This is a genomic window from Xanthobacter sp. DMC47, from assembly GCF_056313845.1.
Genome location: NZ_JBQUZM010000004.1, coordinates 461,179 through 485,005 on the forward strand (window position 1 = coordinate 461,179; position 23,827 = coordinate 485,005).

At 66.2% G+C, this 23,827-nt stretch carries 29 protein-coding genes and 1 tRNA gene; 16 read left to right on the plus strand and 14 right to left on the minus strand.

Annotated features, from left to right (window positions below):
* The 9 genes from ACT54R_RS13815 to ACT54R_RS13855 form a co-directional block, all read right to left on the minus strand.
* Nucleotides 1–363, minus strand: coding sequence for a hypothetical protein (locus ACT54R_RS13815; RefSeq protein WP_476327185.1), 363 nt, complete (start codon nt 361–363; stop codon nt 1–3).
* A 58-nt stretch (nt 364–421) separates the two neighbouring features.
* Entirely contained in the window at nt 422–1,714 is a 1,293-nt protein-coding gene (locus ACT54R_RS13820; RefSeq protein WP_476327187.1) for a phage major capsid protein, read from the minus strand.
* An 11-nt stretch (nt 1,715–1,725) separates the two neighbouring features.
* Nucleotides 1,726–2,616, minus strand: coding sequence for a head maturation protease, ClpP-related (locus tag ACT54R_RS13825; protein WP_476327189.1), 891 nt, complete (start codon nt 2,614–2,616; stop codon nt 1,726–1,728).
* Entirely contained in the window at nt 2,606–3,841 is a 1,236-nt protein-coding gene (locus ACT54R_RS13830; RefSeq protein WP_476327191.1) for a phage portal protein, read from the minus strand. Before ACT54R_RS13830 ends, ACT54R_RS13825 begins: the two co-directional genes overlap by 11 nt.
* An 8-nt stretch (nt 3,842–3,849) precedes the next feature.
* The gene (locus ACT54R_RS13835) at nt 3,850–5,523 is read right to left on the minus strand and encodes a terminase large subunit (RefSeq protein ID WP_476327193.1); all 1,674 of its coding nucleotides are present in this window, start codon (nt 5,521–5,523) and stop codon (nt 3,850–3,852) included.
* Nucleotides 5,524–5,561: 38 nt separating this feature from the next.
* Nucleotides 5,562–6,062 carry a hypothetical protein gene (locus ACT54R_RS13840; protein WP_476327195.1) on the minus strand — a complete coding sequence of 167 codons (501 nt, stop codon included), beginning with the start codon at nt 6,060–6,062 and terminating at the stop codon, nt 5,562–5,564.
* Nucleotides 6,063–6,204: 142 nt separating this feature from the next.
* Entirely contained in the window at nt 6,205–6,561 is a 357-nt protein-coding gene (locus ACT54R_RS13845) for an HNH endonuclease (protein WP_476327197.1), read from the minus strand.
* A gap of 82 nt (nt 6,562–6,643) precedes the next feature.
* Nucleotides 6,644–7,261 (minus strand): hypothetical protein, encoded by a 618-nt coding sequence (locus tag ACT54R_RS13850; protein ID WP_476327199.1) that lies wholly within the window; start codon nt 7,259–7,261, stop codon nt 6,644–6,646.
* Nucleotides 7,262–7,587: 326 nt separating this feature from the next.
* Nucleotides 7,588–10,428: a phage/plasmid primase, P4 family gene (locus ACT54R_RS13855; protein WP_476327201.1), complete on the minus strand. Its 2,841-nt coding sequence runs from the start codon at nt 10,426–10,428 to the stop codon at nt 7,588–7,590.
* 57 nt (nt 10,429–10,485) lie between these two features.
* On the opposite strand from ACT54R_RS13855, the gene ACT54R_RS13860 reads away from it, so the two are divergent.
* Entirely contained in the window at nt 10,486–11,658 is a 1,173-nt protein-coding gene (locus tag ACT54R_RS13860) for a DUF6161 domain-containing protein (RefSeq protein ID WP_476327203.1), read from the plus strand.
* 23 nt (nt 11,659–11,681) lie between these two features.
* Here ACT54R_RS13860 and ACT54R_RS13865 read toward each other — a convergent pair whose 3' ends face one another.
* From ACT54R_RS13865 to ACT54R_RS13880, 4 genes are read right to left on the minus strand one after another with little or no spacing between them, the layout of a single operon-like run.
* Nucleotides 11,682–11,873: a hypothetical protein gene (locus ACT54R_RS13865; RefSeq protein WP_476327205.1), complete on the minus strand. Its 192-nt coding sequence runs from the start codon at nt 11,871–11,873 to the stop codon at nt 11,682–11,684.
* On the minus strand, nt 11,863–12,360 hold the full coding sequence (locus ACT54R_RS13870; RefSeq protein ID WP_476327207.1) for a hypothetical protein: 498 nt from the start codon (nt 12,358–12,360) through the stop codon (nt 11,863–11,865). Before ACT54R_RS13870 ends, ACT54R_RS13865 begins: the two co-directional genes overlap by 11 nt.
* A complete protein-coding gene (locus ACT54R_RS13875) occupies nt 12,357–12,782 on the minus strand; it encodes a hypothetical protein (protein WP_476327209.1) in 426 nt (141 codons plus the stop codon). Before ACT54R_RS13875 ends, ACT54R_RS13870 begins: the two co-directional genes overlap by 4 nt.
* Entirely contained in the window at nt 12,779–13,150 is a 372-nt protein-coding gene (locus ACT54R_RS13880) for a hypothetical protein (RefSeq protein WP_476327211.1), read from the minus strand. The genes ACT54R_RS13875 and ACT54R_RS13880 overlap by 4 nt, the downstream gene beginning before the upstream one ends.
* Nucleotides 13,151–13,228: 78 nt before the next feature.
* Between ACT54R_RS13880 and ACT54R_RS13885 the strand changes: the two genes are divergently transcribed.
* The 11 genes from ACT54R_RS13885 to ACT54R_RS13935 all read left to right on the plus strand — a co-directional run bounded on the left by ACT54R_RS13885 (nt 13,229) and on the right by ACT54R_RS13935 (nt 19,412).
* Nucleotides 13,229–14,026 (plus strand): S24 family peptidase, encoded by a 798-nt coding sequence (locus ACT54R_RS13885; RefSeq protein WP_476327213.1) that lies wholly within the window; start codon nt 13,229–13,231, stop codon nt 14,024–14,026.
* A gap of 178 nt (nt 14,027–14,204) precedes the next feature.
* Nucleotides 14,205–14,468, plus strand: coding sequence for a hypothetical protein (locus tag ACT54R_RS13890; protein WP_476327215.1), 264 nt, complete (start codon nt 14,205–14,207; stop codon nt 14,466–14,468).
* Nucleotides 14,461–14,736, plus strand: coding sequence for a hypothetical protein (locus ACT54R_RS13895; RefSeq protein ID WP_476327218.1), 276 nt, complete (start codon nt 14,461–14,463; stop codon nt 14,734–14,736). The genes ACT54R_RS13890 and ACT54R_RS13895 overlap by 8 nt, the downstream gene beginning before the upstream one ends.
* Before the next feature lies 1 nt (nt 14,737).
* Entirely contained in the window at nt 14,738–14,998 is a 261-nt protein-coding gene (locus ACT54R_RS13900) for a hypothetical protein (RefSeq protein ID WP_476327220.1), read from the plus strand.
* Nucleotides 14,999–15,001: 3 nt separating this feature from the next.
* Complete coding sequence (locus ACT54R_RS13905) at nt 15,002–15,580, plus strand: hypothetical protein (RefSeq protein WP_476327222.1); 579 nt, start codon at nt 15,002–15,004, stop codon at nt 15,578–15,580.
* Nucleotides 15,577–16,479: a DUF2312 domain-containing protein gene (locus ACT54R_RS13910; RefSeq protein ID WP_476327224.1), complete on the plus strand. Its 903-nt coding sequence runs from the start codon at nt 15,577–15,579 to the stop codon at nt 16,477–16,479. Before ACT54R_RS13905 ends, ACT54R_RS13910 begins: the two co-directional genes overlap by 4 nt.
* Nucleotides 16,476–17,399, plus strand: a complete 924-nt coding sequence (locus tag ACT54R_RS13915) for an AAA family ATPase (RefSeq protein WP_476327226.1) — start codon at nt 16,476–16,478, stop codon at nt 17,397–17,399. Before ACT54R_RS13910 ends, ACT54R_RS13915 begins: the two co-directional genes overlap by 4 nt.
* Before the next feature lie 3 nt (nt 17,400–17,402).
* A complete protein-coding gene (ssb, locus tag ACT54R_RS13920; protein ID WP_476327228.1) occupies nt 17,403–17,828 on the plus strand; it encodes a single-stranded DNA-binding protein in 426 nt (141 codons plus the stop codon).
* A gap of 9 nt (nt 17,829–17,837) precedes the next feature.
* Nucleotides 17,838–18,053: a hypothetical protein gene (locus ACT54R_RS13925; RefSeq protein WP_476327230.1), complete on the plus strand. Its 216-nt coding sequence runs from the start codon at nt 17,838–17,840 to the stop codon at nt 18,051–18,053.
* Complete coding sequence (locus tag ACT54R_RS13930; protein ID WP_169121172.1) at nt 18,040–18,291, plus strand: helix-turn-helix transcriptional regulator; 252 nt, start codon at nt 18,040–18,042, stop codon at nt 18,289–18,291. Before ACT54R_RS13925 ends, ACT54R_RS13930 begins: the two co-directional genes overlap by 14 nt.
* Nucleotides 18,288–19,412, plus strand: a complete 1,125-nt coding sequence (locus tag ACT54R_RS13935; protein ID WP_476327232.1) for a tyrosine-type recombinase/integrase — start codon at nt 18,288–18,290, stop codon at nt 19,410–19,412. Before ACT54R_RS13930 ends, ACT54R_RS13935 begins: the two co-directional genes overlap by 4 nt.
* 89 nt (nt 19,413–19,501) lie before the next feature.
* Here the strand turns inward: ACT54R_RS13935 and ACT54R_RS13940 are convergent.
* Nucleotides 19,502–19,577 (minus strand) — tRNA-Phe (locus ACT54R_RS13940).
* 405 nt (nt 19,578–19,982) lie between these two features.
* Here ACT54R_RS13940 and ACT54R_RS13945 point away from each other — a divergent pair.
* The 4 genes from ACT54R_RS13945 (at nt 19,983) to ACT54R_RS13960 (ending at nt 23,798) form a co-directional block, all read left to right on the plus strand.
* Nucleotides 19,983–20,639 carry an XRE family transcriptional regulator gene (locus ACT54R_RS13945; RefSeq protein WP_168457030.1) on the plus strand — a complete coding sequence of 219 codons (657 nt, stop codon included), beginning with the start codon at nt 19,983–19,985 and terminating at the stop codon, nt 20,637–20,639.
* Between the two features lie 145 nt (nt 20,640–20,784).
* Nucleotides 20,785–21,684, plus strand: a complete 900-nt coding sequence (locus tag ACT54R_RS13950) for a class II glutamine amidotransferase (protein ID WP_168456548.1) — start codon at nt 20,785–20,787, stop codon at nt 21,682–21,684.
* Entirely contained in the window at nt 21,681–22,388 is a 708-nt protein-coding gene (locus ACT54R_RS13955; protein ID WP_476327234.1) for a protein glxC, read from the plus strand. The genes ACT54R_RS13950 and ACT54R_RS13955 overlap by 4 nt, the downstream gene beginning before the upstream one ends.
* 72 nt (nt 22,389–22,460) lie before the next feature.
* Nucleotides 22,461–23,798, plus strand: a complete 1,338-nt coding sequence (locus ACT54R_RS13960; RefSeq protein ID WP_168456546.1) for an FMN-binding glutamate synthase family protein — start codon at nt 22,461–22,463, stop codon at nt 23,796–23,798.
* Nucleotides 23,799–23,827: the final 29 nt, after the last annotated feature.

Sequence of the window (23,827 nt, forward strand, 5' to 3'; positions counted from 1 at the left end):
TCAGGCCTCATCGGCCGCCTGCCGCGCCAGTGCTGCCTCGACAATGGCGGCGCCGTCGAGGCGCGTATCATTCATGTCCGGCTCGCCCACGGTCGGCACGAGCCGCAGAAGCTGGACGGTGATGACATCTTCGGGGGCCGGAGCCTCAACGGCCGGGGCGACCTCTTCGGACGCCGGAGCCTCGGCGGCAGGGGCGACATCTTCGGACGCCGGAGCCTCGGCGGCAGGGGCGGCCTCTTCGGACGCCGGAGCCTCGGCGGCAGGGGCGGCCTCTTCGAGCGCCGGAGCCTCGGCGGCCGGGGCGACCTCTTCGGGCGCTGGAGCCTCAGGGGCGATGATCTGATTTTCTTCGGTCTCGGCCATTTCGATCCTCCGGATGGGGCCGGCGGCGCGGACGCGCCGCCGGAATGCGTGTCCGACCTCAGGCCGAGATCTTCATGGCCTTCATGGGCTCCGGGTTCTGCACGCCGCCGCCCACGCGCTTGCGGGTGTAGAAGCCGACATAAGGCTTGTTCGTGAGGGCATCGCGCAGGACCGAGATGCCGACGCGATCCACCACCAGGTAGGTGGACGCCATGTCGCCGTAGAGGATCGGAATGTTGCCCGCCGCCACGTTGGGCATGTCCGGCACGTCCACGATCGCTTCGCCTGCGAGGGTCGAAGGCTGGCCGACCTGATAGGAGGGCTGCCAGAGATAGTTGCCCTGCCCATCCTTCAGCTTGCGCACCGCCATGCGGGTGAGGCGGTTCATGTACATCTTCGCCCCGGCACGGAAGGCGTCCGGCAGGGTGTAGATGAGGGTGATGATCCCGTCCGAGGTGATGGCCGCAGCCCCGCCGGAGTTCACCACCTCGATCGCACCCCACGGATGGCGGGCGGCGTTGGCCGCGCCGGTGACATAGGTGAGGATGCCGTAGGGCTTGCCGCTGCCGTCGCCGGAAAGGAACGCGATGTTCTCCTGACGGGAGAACTCGGTTTCCACCTCGCTCGCGAGCCAGCCCTCGATATCGACTTCCGCGTCTTCGAGGAGCGTCTGAGAGGCAAAGGGGAAGGCGTACAGCTCGCCCGGCGTGAAGGTCAGCGGCGCCACCTGCGGCGTGCTGGTGGCGGGGCGCGCCGCGTTCTCGGCGACCCAGCCCGAGCCCACCGTGCGGTCATTGTAGACACGGGTGAAGCCCGGCTTGCTGATGCTCTGCACCTGCGCGTTCTGCCGGATGGGCGAGATCTCCTTCAGGCGGGCCGTGATGGTGCGATCCCATTCGACAGGCGCGAGATAGCCGCCATCCGGATTGCTGCCGACCGTCATGGCAGCGCGCGGCCCCGCCTTGTTCAGGGCCTTGATCTGGGCTTCGCCCTCGCCCTCGCGGAAGAAGGCGCCCCACGCGGTGCTATACTCGGGATCGGCCGGCGCCGCCGCACCGCCGCCCGCCTTGGCCGTGGCCGCCGCCTGCTGTGCCGAGATCGCATCGAGGGCCTTCTGCGCGGCCTCGATCGCCTGATCGATCTTCTCCAGCTTGGCGTTCACGATGGTGTCGTCAGCCTTGGCCTTCAGCCGGTCATCGTTGGTCTTCTTGTACTCCTCGAAAGCCTCATTGAGCTTGGCGAGGATCTGCGCCGGGTTGCTCGCGTCGGCACGCGGCGCGGCGTGGACGGCGCGGGGAACCGGGGCAAGCGCGGTCGCGCCCAGGAGGGCGGAGGTCGAAACGTGATGCATGGCGAACCCTTTCAGGATTTCAGATTGTCAAGGAACGCAGCCGCGAGGCCGGTCCAGTCGTCGCCAGCGCCCGGCGTGGCGTCTTCAGGGGCAGCGCCCGGCGTGCCCTTGATCTTGGAAATGCGGCTGCGCGCCTGCGCGCGGGTCATGCCGCCGGAAACGAGGGTCAGCTCCAGCGCGCGCAGCTCATTGACCGCACGATCGGAGGCGCGGGCGGCGTCGTCCACCTTCACCGCATCGGCCGGCAGGAGGCCGTCCGCGAAGCCGCGCTCGATCGCGATGGAGCCGGACATATAGGTTTCGGCATCCATCCACTTCGCGATCGCGGCGGCGTCCTGCCCCGAACGCTGCGCATAGAGATCGGCCATGGCCCGGTCGAATGGCTCCAGCCAGTCGGCCACCTCGCGCATGTCATTGCGGTTGCCGGCGGCCACCACCCACGAATTGTGGATCATGATGAAGGAGGCAGCACCGACCTCGATCCGGTCGCCGGCCATGGCGATGAGGCTCGCGGCCGAGGCGGCCCAGCCCATGACCTTGACCGTGATGTCCTGCGGATGTTCGCGCAGCACGTTGTAAATGGCGAGGCCTTCGAACACGTCGCCGCCCGGCGAGTTGATCTGCACCTCGACGGGGCGGTCACCGATGGCGCGTAGCTGCTGCGACACCTTCTTCGCGGTCACGCCGCCGCCGCTCCAGAAATCCTCGCCGATCATGTCGAACATGGTGATCACGTTGTCGCCGGGCGCGAGCGCCCGCACCCCGGCCGCATCCTCGCCCCACCGCTCCAGGGCGGCCGGCGAGGTGAACGCCTGCACCATGCGCTCGGCCGGGATCGGCATGGCGCCAGGGCGCGCCTTCGCCATGATCCGGCCCGTGCAGCAGGCCGGCTTACGCTGCATTCGCATTTCCCTTGCTCCCTTGATCTGCCGAGCCCCCGGCCATCACGTGCGGCGGCGCATCGCGCTCCGGCAGATCCAGCACGTCGCGCACCTCATCCACCCACATCCACGGCGCACTGCCGCCAGCGCCGAGCGCCTTGGCGAGAAAATCCGCCTGATCTTTCATGGAACCGCGCAGCAGCGCGCCCGCGTTGAACTTGACGGCCATTTCGTCCGCCTCGGCCTCGGTCAGTAGCGTGCGCTCGCAGGCCTGTTGCCACGCCTCGAACCACGGGTTGAGGGCATAGGTGACGAAGAATTGGCCGAGGGCCTCGATACCCGAGCCCCAGCTCGTTTCATCGAGCATGAGGAGCGGGCGCGGGACGCCCGTGACCCGGCCGATCTCCTCGATCTGCATCTTGCGGATCTCGACCATCTGCGCGTCGCGGGCCGTCGAGGAGATCGGGACATACTTCATCCCCTCTTCGAGGATGAGGTTGCGACCCGCCTTGTCGGATCCGGACTTGCTCTCAAGGCTCTCCTGCAGGCGGACATAGGCCTCCGGCGACAGCCGTTGGGGGTGCTCCAGCGCGCCGCCCACCATCGTGCCGTTGCGCATCATGCGGGCGGCGGCGAGTTCGGCCGCGAGCGCGATGCCAACGGCCTCGGCCGCCTGTTTCACCAGCGAGAGGCCGGAAATGCCATCGAGGGAAATCCCGCGCAGGTGGAGGATGTCCCGCGCGGGATAGCGCACGGCCGCGCCCTTCGCGGGCCGGTAGACATAGGACACCGACCAGTCCGCCCCTTGTTCCGGCGTCACGAGGTCCGGATCCAGCGGAACCATCTGCGTCGGGGTGAGCGCTCCGCCGGCGCGCAGGTTCGGGCTGCGGATCACCAGCGCATAGCCGTTGCCCTTCACCAGGGCGCGCAGCTGCATGAGGACGCGGAAATCAAACGCCGTCTGCCACGCATTCGGCCGGCGATGCAGGAGCCGGTACAGCGGATGCGTGTCGCGCTTCTTCTTCGTGCTGGTGTCGATCAGGTGCAACGGCAGCATGCCGATGCTTCCCGAGATGAGCGACACGGCGCGGAACATGGCCGGGTTCTTCAGCGCCTTGTCCACGTTGACGTGGATCCCCGTCGCCGTCTCCGACACACCGAACCGCAGCAGCTCGGAAATCAGCGGGTTCGCGACGGCGCCGCCTTCCGCGCGCGCCCGGCGGCGGAACACGTTCCAAATGCCCATATGCCGCCTCACACCATGAGAATGCCGCGGCTCTCGTAGACCGAGACCCCACGGGCAACCGGATTGCGGCTCACCATGTCCACCGCGTTGAAGAAGGCCATGAGCGGGTCGATCTTCGCCGAGGCCTTGCGCTTCTCGATGTAGACGTTGGAGCCTCGGTACTCGGCCATGGCGTTGCCGACGCACCAGTTGAACAGGCCCGACCCGCAATGCTTCAGCGTGCCGTCCGCGAGCTTGCGCTCGGCCGCGAAGATGGCGGAGGACAGCTTGTAGCCCTGCGACACGCCGAGCACCTGCGGGTGCACGATCTCATGTTCGGACAACGCATCGAGGAGCGTGATGGCGAGCGCCGGATCAAGGCCGATGGCCCCGGTCAGCGGCAGGAGGCCCGCTTCCTTGAGGCGCAGGATGATCGCCACCACCTCGGCGATGTCCTGCGTCACCTCCTTGCACACCACCAGGTCGCCGGCCTTCTCGAAGTCCCGCAGCGTTTCGGCGACTTCCTTGTGACGCTCAAAGAGCTTCGGCTGCGCCCACGCGCGAGCCCAGGCGCGCCATTGGCGCGTCACCTTGTGACGGCCGACCACGGCGAGCCCGAACAGGTCATCCATGCCGCCGATGTCGCCGCCCACCACCGCCACGTCCGATGTCGCGATGATGCTTTCGAGCGTGATGCCGGGGTCCGCCGCCTGTGGCCAGAAATCCGCGCCGACCCACCGGTCATTGTGCATGGCCATGCCGATCTGCACATTGAGGTGCTGGGAGGCCCATTCCTGCGCGGCCTGATCACCCTTCTCCTGCGCGGTGCGCCATTCCTTCGCGAGGCGCTCGATCGTGAGCGAACGGCCGAGATTGGGCAGCACCATCGGCCAATTCTTGGGATCGGCCCACGGCTTGCCCTCGGCCGTCTGCATCTTCTCCGAGAACTCATAGAGAATGGGGAGCATGCGCACCCCTTCGGTAATGGTCCCATCGCGCACGCCGCGCGCATAGGTCAGCTCATCCTTGAAGACACCAGCCGGCGGCGTCGCCGATTGCGTGGTGATGATGATCAGGAGGCTTTCCGGGTTCGTGATCATGCCGCCCCGGATCTGGCCGAGCACGCGGCTGGCGTAGCTCGCCGCCGCCATCTCGTGCAGTTCGTCCACGATGGCAAAGGCGGGGATCGAGCCGGTGACCACCTTCGGGCTGAAGCTCGTGATCTTCAGCTTCACGTTTCGCTTGACCCCCGTGATGGGATCCACATGGAGGTCAAGGATCGTCTTCTTGTGCTCGATCACGTCGAAGCGGCGGTTCAGATAGGGATCGAGCGCGATCATGGCCGCTGCCTGCGCGAAGCACTTGTCGGCTACTTCCTGCGTCGGCCCGACGATGACCCCTTCCACGTTGGGGCGCTGGTTGAGCTGCAGGGCCAACAGGCCGAGCGCGGCGGCGTTCGTCGTCTTCCCGTTCTTCTTCGGCACCAGGTTGAAGATCTCGCCGACGAAGCGTTCGCCGGTCACCGGATCGATGGAGCCGAAGGCCGCGCGCACGATGTCCCGCATCCACGGCCCGGCCACCTCCGCCATGGTGGGCGTGCCGGGGATGTCAGGAACCCGCAGCTTGTCGAAGAGGGCCACGGCGCAATCGGCGAGCACCGGATCCAGAGGCAGGGACGGAATGGGCGTGAGGCCCTTCCGCAACCTGTCTTCCCAATCGAGGCAGGCGAAGGATGGCGCGGTCAATGCTGCCGCCGGCCTTCGAGGCGCGCATAGATGTCGCCATAGTCGTCGGGCACGGCTTGGGCATCTTGGACGCGCTGTTCCTTCTTGCCCAAGGCCGGCGCCTTCGTGTCGTCGTCATCCTCCGCGCGCGGATGGTTCCGGGGCGCCAGCGGCCCCGCCGCGTCCAGCCGCTCCAGCAACAGGCGGACGGACTGGATGTGTCCCTCGCGCGCCTTGTGCACGAGCACGTCCATGAGCATGCCCCGGATGTGCACCGCGCCGTCCATCAGCTCGCGGGAAAAATGTTTGCGCAGGGTCTTCTCATCGATCCCCATGTTCGCGGCGATGGCCTTGTGGGTCCAACCATCTGCGACGCGAACCATTACAAACTGTTGATTTTCCTTGTCTTTCTTGAAGCTCGGCCGGCCACGCCGATCCCGAATGGGCTCGATCGCGTTTCCGAACAGATCACACGGGGCAGCATCCGGTGCCACCCCGCCCGATTTCTCATCAGCCAAGGAAAAAAATCTCCGAATGGGGGGGCCGCGGGTCCCGGCTGGAGAGGGGTGGGGAGTTTTGCCCCCCCTCCCCTCCCGCCAGACTGCGGCTTACTGTTGTGTTGTTAGGCCTCGCCCGCGCGGCGGCGCGGAGGGCCGGGCATCAGCGGGCGCGGCGCTCGGCCGATTGCTTTGCGCCGTCGTGGCAGGGCTTGCAGAGCGTCTGCAGGTTGCCCTCATCCCAGAACAGCGCGGGATCACCGCGATGCGGGCGGATGTGGTCGCACACGAGCTGCCGCCTGTTGGAGATGACCTTCCCGCATGCCGGCATCTGGCACCCGAAGAGGTCGCGCGTGAATACCCGCTCGCGCACCGCCCGCCACCGGGCCGACTTGTACCAGGCGCGCCAAGGCGCCTCGGCCGCACGCTGGCGGCTGCGCTCGGCTTCATTTGCGCTCTGTGTCGGGAGACGGCTGGGGGTGGCAGGCAGGCGAGGCGGCGCGGATTGAAGGCGCGGCATCGTTCCCCTCTAACGCAAGAGCCCCGCGCGGCGAATACCGGCGGGGCTCTCTCGAAACCTGTTTATCTGTGGATGAAGGTAGTCAAATTATTTGTGCAGTGTCAACCAGCATCCGAGCGCCATCCTCGACATAGACGAGAGGGGGCAGGAACCACGGCTCGCGTGGGGCAGACGGGGCAAGGGGATGGCTTCCCTCCAACCGCCCCGCAAGCTCGCCAGCGAGCACCACGAGCGCCTCCCACCAGACGACATATTGCGCCCGGCTGAACTCCACCAAGGCAGGATCCACCCTGTGGCGCAGGAGGCAGGCGACGGGCCGGCAATTGTCGCGCAGCATGCGCACCCTGCCCTTCCGATCCGTGTCCGCCACCAACGCCTCGGCCTCGATCCCGTGCCACGGCGGACGGCTCCCGCCCTTTGCATGCGCGACCACCAGGGCGAAGGCCTCGGCTGGCAGGCGCAGCACGGCATCATGGATCACAAGCGCATCGTCCTGCGCCGTCGCGCCCATGGCGACCACGAAGCCCGGCGAGCTGTCCACCCGCACCCCAAGCGCGGCGAAATCGAGCATCGCATGCGTCGCGGAGCGGAACGACGGCCCGGCCTCACCCCAAGCGACATCCATCAGCCCGGCCATACGGTCCACGCACTGCACCCGATAGGCCCATTCCACCAGGGCTTCGATGTCGACCCGATCCATCTTACGCTCCGATTGAGGGTTAGGAGGGTTTGAGGAGGGTCATTCACAAACCCTCAACACCACAATCACCAATCAAATCAATAATATACTCCCTCCTGCGGAGGGTTAGGAGGGTTTTTCATGACATATACATGAGAATTTACACAGCGACTTCGCAGCGCCCCTTAACCCCATTTGCATTGCATATACGCGCGAAAACCCTCCAAACCCTCCGCATGCGCCGCCAACCCATTGGCGCGCAATGAAATCCAGCGTTGAGGGTTTGGGAAAAACCTTCCGCACAACTCTCCGCAACCCTCCGCAGGAGGAGGGTCTAGAGCTGCCCGTCAGTCCTCATCATCGGGGCTACGGGGCGCGTCGGGCCGCGCGGGCACGTTCTCAAGGCGGCACTCCTGATAGACATGGATGCCGCGTGGCCCTGTGCCGTGGGCCACCTTCCGCTTCATGTCGCGGCCGAAGCGGGTCTCTGTAACCGGCTTCTTCCCGTTCGCCTCAGCCCACGACACATAGGCCTGATACATCGTGCGGGCGGTCACGTACTGGCCCTCTGCCGCCGCCACGCAGGCGGTGACGAAGGATCCTACCACGTCCATCTCGTCGCGATACTCCTGGGTCGCCGCGCGCACCTCGGCCGGAATCTGGAGCCCCTCGCGCAGATAGGTGAGCGCGCCCTCGATCAGCCAATTGAGGATGCCGGGAGCTTCCGCCACCAGCTCGCCCACCACCTCCTCGAAGTCGCGCTGCTCGCCGTCCGTGAGCGTCACAGGCCAATGGATCACAGCGATGCGCCGCCAGATGCCGTTGTCCGTGCCATCGATGCGCGGATAGCCGTTGCCCGACATGTGGGCAATGAACACAGGCTGGAATTCGAAAAAGCCCTTGAACAGGTTGCGCACCGGGATGGCCTCGCCGCCAGTGAGCTTCTTCACGATCTCTTCCTTCAGCGGTGCGTTCGCCGGCAATTCGAGGATGCGCACGAAGCGCACGCCATAGAGCCGCGCCAGCTCCGGTGAGGCCGCGCCGCCCTGCTTATCGTTGGTGCCGATGATGGCCTCGGTGGGCAGGGAGGACGCGAGCGGGCCGAACACGCGCACTAGCGTCTCCAGGAACACGCTCTTTCCGTTGGCGCCGTTGCCATAATGGAAGAATACCTTCTGCACCGGCAGGCCGAGAAGGCCGAGGCCCACCCCCACCTGCACGCAGCGCCGCACCGAATCGACCGGCTGGAAGCGCGTCATGAAGGCCTCGAAGCGCGGGGCCTTGGCATCCTTGTCATAGGCGACAGGCAGCATCTTGGTGATGAAGTCTTCCCGCCTGTGCCCCTTGACGGTCTTCGCATAGGGCACAAGGCGCACAACGTCGGGATCGGGACATTCCGGATCGGGCCGGCGGCCGAACTGGATGGTGTGGGTCAGGCAGGCGAAGGCGCGCGGGTCCGCGTTGAAGCCCTCGGGCTTGCGCGTCAGGTCGCAAGCAGCCAGATCCTTCAAGGCGACGATGCGCGCCTTGTTCTTCGAGGAAACGCCGAACTTGCGCCGCGCCACCCGTCGCTTATCCAGCGCCGCCCGCGCCTCGGCGCCAGCATCGATGATCCGTTGCAGGCGCTTCGCCAGCCCCTTATCCGCATCGGTCCAGCTATCGGAGGACTTTTCCAGCCGCGCGAGGTCTTCCTCCGCCTGGTCGCCATCCTCCATCGCCCGCAGCTCGAAAGCGGTAGCTGCGAGGAGGTCCGCCTCCAGGCCGATCAGCCCGCCCACCTGTTTCGCGAGGCGCACGGCGGCATCATTGCCGCCCACCATGTCCCAATGGGTGCCGGCCCATGCGCAATAGTCCGTATTGATGATGCCCTCGGTCTCCAGCACCGTGAGGTCGCGGCCGAAGTGCGCCACAAAGCGCTTGGCATTGTCCGTATCGGAATGGTCGAGGCGGGCGCAAGCGGCCACCACGTCCATGTTCGTGCCCGGCGCGGCGCCATCCGAAGGGCCGTCATCGCCCCCCTCGGCATCGTCCGCCGGCTCGCCCGAATCGGGCTCGCTCCCATCCAGATCCGTCTCATCACCGCGCGAAGGGGCGGGCGCCGATCCCGCTGTGCCCCGCCGAGCGGGTTCCGGGATCGCGCCATCTGGCAGAGGCGCTTCCGGAGGATACACCCCGCCAACGGATGACTGCCGGCGGCTCTCCGCCTCGCGGGCGATATCGTCGAGGCGGGCGATCACATCCGCCGCATCGGCCCGGCCCGCGCCGAGGCCGCGCCGGATCTCGCGCATCACGCGCGTGTGCCCGTCCGCCTGCACCAGACCGCAGGCCTCCGCCCCGTCCTGCAGGGCGGCCATGGCCTCGCGCTCCGAAATTGCGCCGGCGGCAATGAAGCGGCCGAGTGCGCAGGCCGCCGCATAAAGCTCGGTGCCGCGCGTACCCTCCGCCGCCCGCGCCAGATCGGCCGCGATCCGGTCGAGCGCCTTGCGCGCATAATTGCGCTTCGCCACCTCGCCCGGCCGGTCGGAGGAAAGCGCCCGCGCCAGGCCGCTCTCCTGCGGCTCCGGCATTTCGGCTGGCCCTGCCTCGCGCTTGCCCGCCTTCCGATTGGCGATCAGCGCCAGCAAAGCCGGGGGCACCTCCGGTGCCGTCGCGGAGTCGAATGGCTCGCCCTCCCAGCTGTAGGCATTGCCATTGCGCATCACGCTGGGCGGCAGGATGACGTAGCCGGCATCACAGCGGATATCGATGTTCTTCAACCCCGGCGGGTCGTTGGGCCAATGCGCGCCCTCCGGCCGGCGGAACCACACATGCCGCCCGCCCGATTGCGTGATGGTGCGCGGCCCGGCCGGCAGCGGCCCCCCAATCGCCTCCGCGAGGCGTGCTTCCACGGCCTCGACACTCTCGCCCTTGGGGTCGAGATCCACCACGTAGCCACCCGCCCAGCCAGGAGCCATGCCGATCAGAGCATCGGGCCAGCGCTTCCACCAGGCGCGGATCTGCGCTTCGTTGGTGGTGGCCTTGGCGGGCCAGCCAGTGCCCTCGATGGGCTGGCCGTCCGCATCCTTGTCCGCCACCACCATCGGGCGCTTGGAGCGGGGCTTTTCTGGATGGGGATCGCATGGGAAGATGCGCCAGCCGAGGCTGGCATAGGCGAGGGCCGCTCCGAGAACTGTTGGGTCGATTGCCATCGATCAAACGCCTCGTCCAAGATCGACCGGTTGAGACACGAGATGGGGGTCTAAAAAATGGGTGATCAATTCTTGTTCGAGTTCTTTAGCGGCCTCCTTCAAGAAACACCAAAAATGTTTAGCGGCCCGGGTGCGTATGACGAAGCCAAAAAAATGGCAGCCATGCAGCCTAATCGCTGGACCAACTTTATTGGATCGATATCTCAGAATTATAAATTCCTTCTTGGCGCGGATATAAACAACATTAATCAGGTAATTTTTGAAGTAAAACAAATCGATGGCGGTCAAATTTTTGCCGTAACGACCGCAGATAGAGAAATAATAATGCCCGTCATAAGTCGAGATATAAATGTAGATGACATAAGAATAATAGAACGAAATAGTTTTTACGCAGTAGCATACGTAATTAGCAGCGTTTTTAACGAAAAATTTCCAGCCGAAATACGGGTCGCTATGTCGCTGATAGACATTATCGACGGAAAGGGAGAGCGAAAAGCGAACTCCATAATTGACAGCAGGCTGCACGATGTAAAAAAGTTCATTACAGATGCAGGACATAATTTTGATACCATCATTAAAGGATATATGAAAGAACACAGAGAAATAGTTGATACTAGAATAAATTCCAGCAAAGAGCTCGATAGAATAATACGAGAGACACGCGAAAAATCCGAAAAACAGACAGAGTATATTGAAGAAAGAATATCTGAGTCTGCCAAATCTGCGGAGTTGCAGATTGATAAACTCAGGAAAGCCCAAGAAGAGCTTATCACAATAAAGCCAGCCATAGAGCTCTGGATTTCCAAGTACAAATATCACGCAAAAGTCGCCACAATAGCCTTTTGCGCTTTTGTTTCTATAATAATATCTGCCGTATTTGTTATAATTGAATATGGAGTTATCTTTATATCGGCTGCTGGGGCTGCTGCCGGGGACAAGACACTTCTGGCGTCCGCAATAATTGTTGCCCCAGTACTTGGAATTGCATGGATCCTTAGAATCGTATCCAGATTTGCATTGCAGAATTTGAGCGGCATGGATGACGCGAATCAGCGTCAGGCCATAGCGGCTACCTATCTCAGTTTGTTGGCCGACAAGTCCGCGGCCATGACAGAGGCAGAGCGCGGCTTGGCACTTCAGGCCCTTTTCCGCCCAATTGGTGCTGCTCAAGAGGCCGAGGCATCCCCCCCGAATCTTCTCGATATAATTACCAGCCGCAAGGAGCCTTAGTCGACTGTGGTGCAATTTCTCCGTCACGCTGCCACACCCCGCTCAAGAAAGCGCACCCGTGCCAGCGTAACGTCTTCCACGCGGTCGAGGGTCAAAGCCGGCCGCTGGCCGTCCACCAGCACCAGCGGGCGGAAGGGATGCAGGGTGCGGATGCGCCAGACGACGCGCTCGATAGGCGCTAGCTCGCGCCGAGCATAGCAGGGCTCACGCCGCATCGCCGTCCCCCTTCTCCAGCCGCTCAAGGGCAAGGTCCAGCGCCGCCAGTTCCTTGATGGCGTGGCGCACATGCTCGCGCAGGTCCAGCGCCCGCGCTTCAGCGCGGGAGACCTCCCCGTCATCCGCCAAGGCCTCGCCGAGGCGCGACACCACGGCGCCGGCGTCCTGCGCGACTTCCGATATGTGGCGATACCAGCGACCCGATCCCGCTTCCGGGCGAGGCAGTGGCACGAGCACATGATTGCAGAGGGCGGCGAGCGCCCGCGTCACCAGCGGCACGCCGGCGTCGGCCTCAAGGTCCGCCACCACGTCCACGGGCGCGAACACAGGCTCTGCAGGCCGGCCGTATTTGGAGAGCACCTGAAAGCCGGTGCGGGTCACCGCTGCCGCGCTCTCAAGACCGCCGCAGGCTTCCACCAGCCGCCGCGTGGCGCCCTTGAGCGCGAGATAGTCGGCTTCCCGGTGCGGGCGAGCGAGCTTGTTCATGCTGCAGCTCCGTCGCCGCGCCGCCAGCGCCGTGCTTCAATGCGCGCCAGAGCCGGGGTTGATGGGAAGAAGCCATGAGCGAGGAATTTGACGCGGATACCGAAATCGCCATCCGCACGGACGGTCGCATCGCGGCCCTTGAGATCATGATGGTGGCGCTGGCCCAGCGCGTGCCCGGCGGCGACAAGGCCATCGCCGCTGCGCTCATCATGCTCGATGCGGTGTGCGCGGACCTTCTGGATCACCCGGATCCAGAAGTCGCGGCGTGGCACGCCAACGTCATGCGCGTCGCGCGTCAAAGCATCGAGAAGGTCGGCCGTGAGGTCATCGCGTTTCGCGACGGCGACGGGGTCCATCAGGTCGGTTAAAGGCGCGCGGTCAAAGAAGCCGGGCGCCAGCTTGCGGATCGGGAGCCCGCTCATGCGAAACCTCCCGCCGCATTCGCGGTGACCGCAGACGATCCATCGGCGACGCTGGCGTCATGACCCGCCGCAACCTCACCAGCCCCGCCCTCGACGACGCCATTCGCGTTCTGCGGAAGGCATGCGCGATCCTGCATAGAAATCGGCTGGGGCACCCCAACGGGCCAAGGAACATCGTCCGGCCAATTCGCCGCAAACCAAGCCATGGCGCGCTCGAATGAGCTGATGGTTGGGTCAAGCGCACCGTCAGCAATTTTTGCGAGCCGCTGCCCTTGGTTGAACACGAGCGTGGAAACCCGGGCTCGGCTGCGTTTTGTCGCCGCGCCATAGAGATCGGCCGTCGCGATGAGTTGGGTTCGGAGATCCATGCCTCGAAAAATGCGGCACTTGTGCCGCATTGTCAACGGCACACTTGCCGCTAGTTCGCGGCCTCACGCGCGGCCAATATGCCGCACATGACGCCATACGAACGGATTGTCGCCCGCCTGAAGGAAGTGCACCCGGATTGGTCCGAGCGCAAAGCCTCCATGGAGGCCACCGAAGGCCGAAATGCAGACCTGTTTCGCGCAATCAAGCGCGGGCGTTCCGCTTTTCCACGCGGTCAAAATTTGCAGGGCCTCGCCCGAGTGCTTGAAGTGGACCCATCTTGGCTGACAGAATTGGCTGTTAGTCCGAGGAAAATCGTCTTGTCGTTCGACCCTGACGCGCCGGACGACCAAGGCGGGGATTTCCAGCCCGACGCCCGCGGCGGCGTCTCCACGGATCGAGTATACAAGGCAGACGTCCCCGGCGCTTCTCCGGTCATCGACACGCGCGCTGGCGCAGGCCCCGGCAGCATCGGCCTACCCGCACTAGCTCCCTCTGGCGGCGTGATCTATTCCGAGGATGCGGTGCTCGGCGAGATCCTTTTGCCAGGGTACCTGCAGCAGGAGATTTCTCGCGCCCCACCGGGGCGCGTGCACTGGGTGTGCGTGCGCGGTGACAGCATGGAGCCCACCTTGAAGGGCGGCGACCACGTGGCTGTGGACACCACGGATTCCGCGCTGGGCCAGGGAGGCATGTTCGTGGCCCGCAACGGCGACGGGGAGATCATCGTCAAACGGCTATACCGCATTCCCAAATCCGATCCGCCGCAGATCGAGGTGCGGTCCGACAACGCTGCGCTGGAGCCGCCCCGGGTAGTGGACGCGGACTGGCTCACCATCATCGGCCGTGTGGTGGCGAAGATCGGCCGCATCGGTTAACCGCCGCCCGCTTGGGCCTCGACACCCAATTGCGTTGCCGCCCGGCCGGCTTTTTCGTGCGCCCCCCGAGTGCGGCACGGGATCGAGGATTCTTAAAACGGCACAAGTGCCGCATATTCTATTGACGCGGCACAAGTGCCGCATATGATTGGCGTCGTCACCTTAGAGGACGCCGCCGATGCCTTACACAGTCACTCCCTCTTTATTTCGCTCGGGAAGGCCCCACCCGAAGGCGGTCCAGCCCCTAACTCCCGACCGCCGCCGCGCCCACTCCGGCTGTACCGCGCAAGATCTCGCGACCCTCTGCGAGAAGCTCGCATCTATTGATGCGGCGACGGAAGAAAACCTCCTGCGCTACGGCTACACGCCGGAAGAGCTGAAGACCCTCATGCCCGAGGCGCGCAAGATCCTCGGCCCGGCGCGGGGGGCGTTCCATGGCTGAGGCCTTCACATCGGCCAGCCAGACGGCTGCGATCCGCGAAGAGATGGCCGCATCCATTTGCGGGCGTACGGCAGTTGCCAGCCCCAGCCTTCCGGCCGCCGATGCCTATTTGCTCGGCGGAGGCCTTCAGCAGGTCACGGCGCTCACCCAGGCCGCGTTCCGGCGCGGCGCCGCGCAGATCACGTGCGACACGGACGTGATGCTTCTCCTCTGCCACTTGGCTGCGGAGGCCCTTGATGCGCGGGCACCGAAGGCGGAGGGCGCCTGACATGCCGCCCGGCCCTCTCATGGAAAGCGGACTTCGCCGCCCGCCGCCCGGCAGCGGCCTCATGCCGCTCGCCTACACGCGCCTCTCCTATCGGGGCACAGTCCGCTCGCAGGTCGAGGCCCGCGCCGTCGCGCAGCGTCTCGGCCGCCGCCTGCCGGTCGGCTTCGGCGACCCGCCCCGCGCCGAGGTGCGCCTTGCCCCCCTCTTCCTCGCCGGCGGGGTTCTCGCCGCGCTCTTCATCTTACTCCTGCGGAGCCTCTAGCGCATGCGCCACGCCGCCGACATCTTCATCACCACTGCGTCGGGCCGGCGGTGGTACCTTCTCGATCCGCGCCCCAGCGATGTGCATTTCCGCGACATCGCCTCGCACCTCGCCAAGATCTGCCGTTTCGTGGGGGCTACGGGCCCCTTCTATTCCGTCGCGCAGCACTCCCTATTCGTGGCGGCACAGCTGCCGCCGGGCCTGCGCGCCTATGGCCTGTTGCACGACGCGCACGAGGCCTATCTCGCGGACATCTCCTCGCCCTTCAAAAAGGCGCTGCGCGCGCTCGGCGGGGGCGAGGCGCTCGCCGCCATCGTCTCGCGGGCCGATGCGGCCATCCATGAAGCCGCCGGCCTTCAATGGCCGCTCCCGGCCGATGTGGCCGAGGCAGTGCACCAGGCGGACCTCAGGGCCTTCGCCACCGAATGGCGCGACGTGGGGCCGAGCCCGAACGAACCCGCGCCCGTGCCGTGCCGCCCGCTCGGCACCCGCATCCGCCCGCAGCCGTGGCCGAAGGCCGAGGAAGCCTTTGTCGAAGAGCTGCGCATCCACCTCCCAGCCACCCTTCGGAGCGTCGCATGAGTGCCGTGAACAACGCGCGCCTCCTCTCCTACATCGAACGCATCGAGCGGCTGGAGGAAGAGAAGAGGTCCATCGCCGACGACATCAAGGATGTGAAGGCGGAGGCGAAATCCGCCGGCTTCGACGTGAAGATGATCACGAAGATGATCGCCTTGCGTCGCCTGACCCCTGCCGAACGCAGGCTGGAGAAGGAACTCACCGAGATCTATGAGGCGGCCTGCGGCCTTCTCGACGGCACGCCGCTGGGCGACGCCGCCCGCGAGCGGCTCATGAAGGAAGAGCCCAACGCCGAACCGGTGCCCGCGCCGCCTGCCCACGCGCAGGAGGTGATGCGCACCGCCGACGAAGCACGCGAGGAAGGCGGCGAGGCGTTCCGCGCCGGCGTGCGCATCATCGACAACCCCTATACTGCGGGCGATCCGCGCCGCGCCGCGTGGGACGAAGGTTTCTGCGCCGCCTCCGGCTCGGACGGAATGGACATCCCCGAAGCGTGGCGCCGCAAGGCCAAGAAAGGCGCGAAGGGCGACGACAAGCGCGAGGGTGGTGCGACAGCCGAGGCGTCCGCCGCTCCCGAGAGCGCCGTGGATCCCGACCAAGACCCCCTGCCCTTTGGCGATCCGCAAGATCCCGCCGACCCGGCGGACCCGGATGACCATCCCGGATCTTTCAAGGATCCCGCGCGGAATGCGCCTTGGGAGGCCCCGCTCGCCGATCCCGCGCCTCAACCGGAAGGTGACGCCGCCACGCGCCTCGACGATCTGGTGAAGCGCACCAAGCGCAGGCAGGCGGACACCGCCGCCGAGAAGGCTGCCGCCAAGAGCGCGCCGAAGGGCGCCACCAAGCGCGGCGGTAAGGCCCCCAGCAAGCCCCGCAAGGGCGACGGGGAGGGCCAGCCGTGAGCGAGCCCGCCCGCACCCGCAAGCCGGACCTCACCAAGGGCCTCGACAAGGTCCAGAAGTTCGGCACCATCCTCCTGCCCCACCAGGCCGAGGAGCCCATCCTCGCCGCCGGGCCGAGGCTCGCCATCTATGAGTGGCTGACCGAGCTGCGCGCCCGAGCCGAGCTGGAGAGCGTAGGCCTCAAGCCCCGCGCGACGGCGCTGCTCTACGGGCCGCCCGGCACGGGAAAGACGACCCTTGCCCACCACCTCGCGGCGCGCCTTGGGCTGGCACTGGTGACGGTCCAGGCCGAGCGGCTGATGACCCCGCAGTTCGGCGGCAGTTCCAACAATATCGGCGAGCTTTTCGATGGGCTCGCCGAGGCCGAGCACGGCTGCGTGCTGTTGCTGGACGAGATCGATTCGATCGGGAGCACGCGCTTGTCCGACGACAGTTCGGCCGGGCGCGAGCGGAACATGGTGCTCACCACCCTGCTCACGCGGGTGGAAGCCTTTCGCGGCATGGCGATCGCGGCGACCAACCGCAAGGATCAGCTCGACCCCGCCTTGTGGCGACGGTTCGGCATGCAGATCTCCGTGGACCTGCCGGACGGCGAGGAACGCTTCGCCATCCTGAACCGCTATGCGGCGCCTTTCGACTTCGGCGAGGACGGGCTCGACATCCTGACCGACCTGACACAGGGCGCCTCCCCGGCGCTGCTGCGCCAGCTCATGGAAGGCTTGAAGCGGGCGCTGGTGCTGCACCCGCGCCTCGGCCTCAACATTGATGACGTGGCCGTGGTGTTCCGCGCCATCACGTCCGCCGTCGCGCCGCACCCCGATCTGCCCCAGCCGCCGCTTTGGAAGGCCTTCGGCACCCACGCCGGCCAGATCCGGAAGATCCCGTGGCCGCCGGCCCGCCAACCCAAGGGGAGGGCCTGACCCATGGCAGGCGTCAACAAAGTCATCATCGTTGGCTACCTCGGCAAAGACCCGAGGATCGCCAAGACGCAGGCCGGCGCGCGCATCGCCAGCTTTTCCGTCGCCACCTCGGAGAACTGGCGCGACAAGGCCACCGGCGAGCGCCGGGAAGAAACCGAATGGCACCAAGTGGTGATCTATAACGAGCGCCTGGTGGATGCTGCCGAGAAATTCCTGAAGAAAGGCTCGAAGGTCTACGTCGAGGGCAAGAACGCGACCCGCGCATGGACCGACAGGGCCGGCGTCACGCGCTATGTGACGGAGGTGGTGCTCAAACCCTTCCGCGGGGAGCTGACGCTCCTCGATTCCACCGAGCGCGCGCCCGCCCCCGACGAAGGCAGCTACGGCGCCGCACCGGCCGGTCCCGACGATGAAATCCCGTTCGGCTGAGGCGCGCCCATGACACCCTTTGATCGTGCCCTCGGCATCGTCACCGAATATGAAGCCGCCGGCGAGACGAGCGCCGCGCGGATGCTGCTGCTCACCCGCATCGAGGATCTCTGTGAGGTGGCCGAGGCCGGCCGTCGGCTGGTCGAAGACCTGACGGCCGCATGGCCGCGGATCGCCGGGATGGTGGCGGAAGACCAAGGGAGGGCGCGCGATGGCGCGGCATGACATCCTTCCCATCAGCCTGCCCCCGCGCGGCCTCTCCCGCACCGAGGCTGCGGCCTATATCGGCGTGTCCGCCGGCACGTTCGATCAGCTGGTGAAGGATGGCCGCATGCCGCCGGCGAAGAGGATCAACACCCGCACGGTGTGGGATCGCAGGAAACTTGACGCTGCGTTCGATGCGTTGCCCGATGGCGCACAGGAGGAAAACCGCGACGATCCGTGGGCACGGGTGGCGGTATGAAGAGCGGCGCACCCATGCTGGACCGGCTGCAGTACGTCTATGAGGACATGGATCGCCACGGGAACGTGCGGATCTATGTGTGGCGCGGCAAGGGTCACAAGAAGATCCGCATCCGCGAGCGCCCCGGCACGCCGGAATTCCGCAAGGCCTATGATGAGGCGATTGCGCGCGCCTTCTCCCCCGTCCCCATCGAGCCGGAGGAGACGGTAGAGAAGTCCCGCGACCGCACCCCGAAGCCCGGCACGTTCCGGTGGATGTGCATTCGGTTCATGGCCGAGAGCGCGGACCACAAGCGCGACAGCGCGCGCACCCGCCATGTCCGCAAGCTCATTCTGGAAAGCATGTTCGAGGAGCCCACCGAGCCGGGCGCAAAGACCTTCTATGCGGACTTCCCCCTTGATCGACTCACGGTCAAGGCGATCCGCGTGCTGCGCGATCGCAAGCTCGCCGCGCCGGAAGCCGGCAACAGCCGAATCAAGGTGCTTCGGAAGGTGTTCAATTGGGCGATCGCCGATGAACTCCCCGGCATCGCGGTCAACCTCGCCCGTGACGTGCCCTATTTCACGGCCGCCGGTAACGGGTGGCACACATGGACCGTGGATGAGATCGAGCAATATGAGGCGCGGCACCCCCTCGGCTCAAAGGCCCGCCTCGCGCTCGCGCTTCTCCTCTATACCGGCGTGCGGCGCTCCGATGTGGTCCAGCTCGGCCGGCAGATGATCCGGAACGGATGGCTGCGCTTCACGGAGATGAAGGGCCGCCGCCACCTCGTGAAAGAGCGGGAGATCCCCGTGCTGCCGCAGCTCCAGGTGGTCATAGACGCCACACCCGGCAGCCACATGACCTTCCTCGTGACGGAATTCGGCGCGCCCTTCAGCGACGCCGGCTTCGGCAACTGGTTTCGCGATCGATGCGACGAAGCCGGCTTGCCCCAGTGCTCGGCCCACGGGCTGCGCAAGGCCGGCGCCACGATCGCCGCCGAGAACGGCGCGACCGAGCATCAGCTCATGGCGATCTATGGATGGGAGAGCCCCAAACAGGCCGCCCGCTACACCAGGAAGGCGAACCGCAAGCGCCTCGCTGGCGACGCCATGCACCTCGTGGCGCCGACCAAAGAGTGAACAAATCTTTCCCACTCTGCCTCACCCACCGTGTCCAGCGGGAAAGATAAAGCGAAAGGTTCAATGATTTCAGTATCTTAGGAAATGGATGGTGCCCAGGGGCGGAATCGAACCACCGACACTGCGATTTTCAGTCGCATGCTCTACCAACTGAGCTACCTGGGCATCCGCCGGGCCGGGGCCCGGGTCCGGAGGGGCGTCAGCGCTTCCGGAGCGGCGAGTGTATAGGGAGGAAATCGGGCCGTGTCCAGAGCCGGCGCGCTGTCGCGGCGGCGGCGGGTGGGGGCTGTGGACAAGCTGCTCCGGCGGTCGGCACGAAGCGCTGTGGAGCAAAGGGTTTGTTCGGGCCTGGCGGAAGCCGCGCACGCGAGTTTACGGCCGGTCGGCCGGTCGGCTGGGCGCCGGGCACGGCGTCTTTTTCCCCTTCCACTTGCCATGGCGTGCGTCGCCAACGGCGCGGTGCATTCTTGCGCGGAAACTGGCACAATGGCCGGCAAAGCACCGTCAGGGCGCAGATCGCGGCCGTCGGAGCAGCCGGGACTGACGGGGGGTGGCGTGGCCGAGCGGAAGATGAAGAGCGTCGCCGAGGTGAAGAGCGCCGAACAGGAGGCCGCGGACTACGCCACCGGCTCAGGGGCGCCGGCGGCCGAGGCGGTCACGCTGGAAGAGGCGCTGGGCGTGCAGGTGCGCTCCATCCGCCGCGAACTGGACCTCACGGTTTCCGATCTCGCGGGCGCGGCCGGCATCTCGGTGGGCATGCTGTCGAAGATCGAGAACGGGCAAATCTCGCCCTCCCTCGCCACGCTGCAATCCATCTCCAAGGCGCTCAACGTGCCGCTCACCACGCTCTTCTCCGCCTTCGAGGAGCGGCGCGACTGTTCTTTCGTCAAGGCGCAGCAGGGCGTCATCATCGAGCGGCGCGGCACCAAGGTCGGGCACCAGTATGAGCTGCTGGGCCACGGCCTCGGCGGGGACATCGTGGTGGAGCCCTATCTCATCACCCTCACCGAGGAGGCGGCGCCCTACACCGGCTTCCGGCATGCGGGCGTGGAGTTCATCTACATGCTCTCCGGCGAGGTGCTCTACCGCCACGCGGACCGCACCTATCACCTGCGCCCCGGCGATGCGCTGATGTTCGATTCCGGCGCGGCCCATGGCCCGGAAGACCTCATCAAGGCGCCCATGACCTACCTGTCCATCATCGTCTACGGCCGCGACCGGCACTGATCCGGCGGGTGCCTGCCCCTGGGGATCGCGAAAGTTTTCTTCCAGAGAAAATTATATTCCCTTCTAATTGACGCCCCCGGCGAACGGGCGTACTCCTTGTGACAAGGCCGCAGCGGCGGCCCGCAATGGAGTAAAATCGAACGCCATGTGCGGCATCGTCGGACTTTTCCTCAAGGACCCGAAGCTCGAGGGCGAGCTGGGTGCCATGCTCGCGTCCATGCTCTGCGTCATGACAGATCGCGGCCCCGACAGCGCGGGCTTCGCGGTCTACGGCGCAGGTGGCAAGGACAGTGTGAAGCTCTCCCTGCGCGCCGCACGGGGCTATGATTTCGAGGGCCTCGCCGCTGGCCTGTCCGGCCCGGCGAACGGCATGCCCGGCCTCGTTCTCCATGGCACCCACGCGGTGGTGGAGATCCCGCAGGTGCGGGAAGCCGCCGTGCGCGCCTTCCTCGCCGAGCGCCATCCCGAGGTGGCGGTGGTGGGCACCGGCTCGCGCATGGAAATCTTCAAGGAGGTCGGCCTGCCCTCCTCCGTGGCGCAGACCTTCGGCCTCGCGCAGATGCGCGGCACCCACGGCATCGGCCACACCCGCATGGCTACCGAGAGCGCGGTGACCACCGCCGGCGCCCATCCCTTCTCCACCGGCGCCGACCAGTGCCTCGTGCACAACGGGTCTCTGTCCAACCACAACGCCCTGCGCCGTCAGCTGAAGCGCGAGGGCATCGCCATCGAGACCGAGAACGACAGCGAGGTGGCCGCCGGCTATCTCACCTGGCGGATGCGGGAGGGTGCCTCCCTCGGGCAGGCTCTGGAAGCGGGACTGAAAGACCTCGACGGCTTCTTCACCTTCGTGGTGGGCACCGAGAGCGGCTTCGGCGTGCTGCGCGATCCCATCGCCTGCAAGCCCGCCGTGATGGCCGAGACCGACCAGTATGTGGCCTTCGGCTCGGAGTATCGGGCTCTGGTTGACCTGCCCGGCATCTCCAAGGCCAAAGTCTTCGAGCCCGAGCCCGCCACCGTGTACTTCTGGGAGCGCGCACAGTGAACGCCATTGCGCCGGACGTGACCTTCGACCTCGCCACCACGCCGCTGCGCGAGCTGAACGAGGCCCTCCACAAGGCCACCGCCGAGACCAACGCCCGCCGCTGGCGGGTGCTGAACCCCAACGGCCGCCACGCGGTGGCGGTGGGGCTGGCCATGCCCCTCACCGTCGAGATCGAGGGCAACGTCGGCTACTACTGCGCCGGCATGAATGCGGAAGCCTCCGTCATCATCCACGGCAATGCCGGACAGGGCGTCGCTGAGAACATGATGAGCGGCTTCGTGCATGTGCGCGGCGATGCCAGCCAGTCGGCCGGTGCCACGGCCCACGGCGGCATGCTCGTGGTGGATGGCAATGCCTCCGCTCGCTGCGGCATCTCCATGAAGGGCGTGGACATCGTGGTGAAGGGCTCCATCGGCCACATGAGCGCGTTCATGGGCCAGTCCGGCTCCCTCGTGGTGCTGGGCGATGCCGGCGAAGCGCTGGGCGACAGCCTCTACGAGGCGAAGCTCTTCGTGCGCGGCACGGTAAAGAGCCTCGGCGCGGACTGCATCGAGAAGGAGCTGCGGGACGAGCACAAGGCGTTGCTCGCCCAGAAGCTGAAGGCCGCCGGCCTCGAAGGCACGGTCGATGTCTCGGAGTTCAAGCGCTACGGCTCCGCCCGCCAGCTCTACAACTTCCACGTGGACAACGCGTCCGCCTACTGACGCGCGCCGCCGTCGCCCCCGCCACGGGCGGGACGCACCGACCGCATTCGAACTTTTCCGGGTGAGGACCCCATGACCGCCCACAACAATACGCCGCGCACCCCGCCGCGCTTCTCCTCGACCTTCGATCCGGCGACGCTGGCCGAAATCCGCCGGGCCGCGGCGACCGGCATCTATGACATCCGTGGCGGTGGCACCAAGCGCAAGCTGCCCCACTTCGACGACCTGCTCTTCCTCGGCGCCTCCATGTCGCGCTACCCGCTGGAGGGCTATCGCGAGAAGTGCGGCACCGAGGTCACCCTCGGCACCCGCTTCGCCAAGAAGCCGATCACGCTGAAGACCCCCGTCACCATCGCCGGCATGAGCTTCGGTGCGCTCTCCGCGCAGGCGAAGGAAGCGCTGGGACGCGGCGCGTCCACGGTGGGCACCTCCACCACCACCGGCGACGGTGGCATGACGCCGGAAGAGCGCGGGCAGTCCAAGACCCTCGTCTACCAGTACCTGCCGTCGCGCTATGGCATGAACCCGGTGGACCTGCGCAAGGCCGACGCCATCGAGATCGTCATCGGCCAGGGCGCCAAGCCCGGCGGCGGCGGCATGCTGCTCGGCCAGAAGATTTCCGATCGCGTGGCCGCCATGCGCACCCTGCCCAAGGGCATCGACCAGCGCTCGGCCTGCCGCCATCCCGACTGGACCGGCCCGGACGACCTCGAGATCAAGATCGAGGAGCTGCGCGAGATCACCGATTGGGAGAAGCCGATCTATGTGAAGGTCGGTGCCTCGCGGCCCTATTACGACACCGCGCTGGCGGTGAAGGCGGGCGCCGACGTGGTGGTGCTCGACGGCATGCAGGGCGGCACCGCGGCGACGCAGGACGTGTTCATCGAGCACGTGGGCATCCCGATCCTCGCCGCCATCCGCCCAGCCGTGCAGGCGCTCCAGGACCTCGACATGCACCGCAAGGTGCAGTTGATCGTCTCCGGCGGCATCCGCACCGGCGCGGACGTGGCCAAGGCGCTGGCGCTGGGCGCCGACGCGGTCGCCATCGGCACGGCGGCCCTCGTCGCGCTCGGCGACAACGATCCCCAGTGGGAAGACGAGTACCAGGCGCTGGGCTCCACCGCCGGTGCCTATGACGACTGGCACGAGGGCCGCGACCCCGCGGGCATCACCACCCAGGATCCCGAGCTGTCCAAGCGGCTCGATCCGGTGAAGGCCGGCCGCCGCCTCGCCAACTATCTCTCGGTGATGACGCTGGAGGCGCAGACCATCGCTCGCGCCTGCGGCAAGAGCCACCTGCACAATCTGGAGCCGGAAGACCTCGTGGCGCTGACCGTGGAGGCCGCCGCCATGGCCGGCGTGCCGCTGGCGGGCACCACCTGGGTGCCCGGCAAGACCGGCGGATACTGATCCGAACCCTCAGGCCGCGCCGCTCGACC

Excerpts from the sequence above, each read along its gene's own strand:
- ACT54R_RS13815 (WP_476327185.1), bottom strand. The coding sequence starts at position 363 with ATGGCCGAGACCGAAGAAAATCAGATCATCGCCCCTGAGGCTCCAGCG.
- ACT54R_RS13820 (WP_476327187.1), bottom strand. The coding sequence starts at position 1,714 with ATGCATCACGTTTCGACCTCCGCCCTCCTGGGCGCGACCGCGCTTGCC.
- ACT54R_RS13825 (WP_476327189.1), bottom strand. The coding sequence starts at position 2,616 with ATGCAGCGTAAGCCGGCCTGCTGCACGGGCCGGATCATGGCGAAGGCG.
- ACT54R_RS13830 (WP_476327191.1), bottom strand. The coding sequence starts at position 3,841 with ATGGGCATTTGGAACGTGTTCCGCCGCCGGGCGCGCGCGGAAGGCGGC.
- ACT54R_RS13845 (WP_476327197.1), bottom strand. The coding sequence starts at position 6,561 with ATGCCGCGCCTTCAATCCGCGCCGCCTCGCCTGCCTGCCACCCCCAGC.
- ACT54R_RS13850 (WP_476327199.1), bottom strand. The coding sequence starts at position 7,261 with ATGGATCGGGTCGACATCGAAGCCCTGGTGGAATGGGCCTATCGGGTG.
- ACT54R_RS13855 (WP_476327201.1), bottom strand. The coding sequence starts at position 10,428 with ATGGCAATCGACCCAACAGTTCTCGGAGCGGCCCTCGCCTATGCCAGC.
- ACT54R_RS13860 (WP_476327203.1), top strand. The coding sequence starts at position 10,486 with ATGGGTGATCAATTCTTGTTCGAGTTCTTTAGCGGCCTCCTTCAAGAA.
- ACT54R_RS13865 (WP_476327205.1), bottom strand. The coding sequence starts at position 11,873 with ATGCGGCGTGAGCCCTGCTATGCTCGGCGCGAGCTAGCGCCTATCGAG.
- ACT54R_RS13870 (WP_476327207.1), bottom strand. The coding sequence starts at position 12,360 with ATGAACAAGCTCGCTCGCCCGCACCGGGAAGCCGACTATCTCGCGCTC.
- ACT54R_RS13875 (WP_476327209.1), bottom strand. The coding sequence starts at position 12,782 with ATGAGCGGGCTCCCGATCCGCAAGCTGGCGCCCGGCTTCTTTGACCGC.
- ACT54R_RS13880 (WP_476327211.1), bottom strand. The coding sequence starts at position 13,150 with ATGGATCTCCGAACCCAACTCATCGCGACGGCCGATCTCTATGGCGCG.
- ACT54R_RS13885 (WP_476327213.1), top strand. The coding sequence starts at position 13,229 with ATGCCGCACATGACGCCATACGAACGGATTGTCGCCCGCCTGAAGGAA.
- ACT54R_RS13890 (WP_476327215.1), top strand. The coding sequence starts at position 14,205 with ATGCCTTACACAGTCACTCCCTCTTTATTTCGCTCGGGAAGGCCCCAC.
- ACT54R_RS13895 (WP_476327218.1), top strand. The coding sequence starts at position 14,461 with ATGGCTGAGGCCTTCACATCGGCCAGCCAGACGGCTGCGATCCGCGAA.
- ACT54R_RS13900 (WP_476327220.1), top strand. The coding sequence starts at position 14,738 with ATGCCGCCCGGCCCTCTCATGGAAAGCGGACTTCGCCGCCCGCCGCCC.
- ACT54R_RS13905 (WP_476327222.1), top strand. The coding sequence starts at position 15,002 with ATGCGCCACGCCGCCGACATCTTCATCACCACTGCGTCGGGCCGGCGG.
- ACT54R_RS13910 (WP_476327224.1), top strand. The coding sequence starts at position 15,577 with ATGAGTGCCGTGAACAACGCGCGCCTCCTCTCCTACATCGAACGCATC.
- ssb (WP_476327228.1), top strand. The coding sequence starts at position 17,403 with ATGGCAGGCGTCAACAAAGTCATCATCGTTGGCTACCTCGGCAAAGAC.
- ACT54R_RS13925 (WP_476327230.1), top strand. The coding sequence starts at position 17,838 with ATGACACCCTTTGATCGTGCCCTCGGCATCGTCACCGAATATGAAGCC.
- ACT54R_RS13930 (WP_169121172.1), top strand. The coding sequence starts at position 18,040 with ATGGCGCGGCATGACATCCTTCCCATCAGCCTGCCCCCGCGCGGCCTC.
- ACT54R_RS13935 (WP_476327232.1), top strand. The coding sequence starts at position 18,288 with ATGAAGAGCGGCGCACCCATGCTGGACCGGCTGCAGTACGTCTATGAG.
- ACT54R_RS13945 (WP_168457030.1), top strand. The coding sequence starts at position 19,983 with ATGAAGAGCGTCGCCGAGGTGAAGAGCGCCGAACAGGAGGCCGCGGAC.
- ACT54R_RS13950 (WP_168456548.1), top strand. The coding sequence starts at position 20,785 with ATGTGCGGCATCGTCGGACTTTTCCTCAAGGACCCGAAGCTCGAGGGC.
- ACT54R_RS13960 (WP_168456546.1), top strand. The coding sequence starts at position 22,461 with ATGACCGCCCACAACAATACGCCGCGCACCCCGCCGCGCTTCTCCTCG.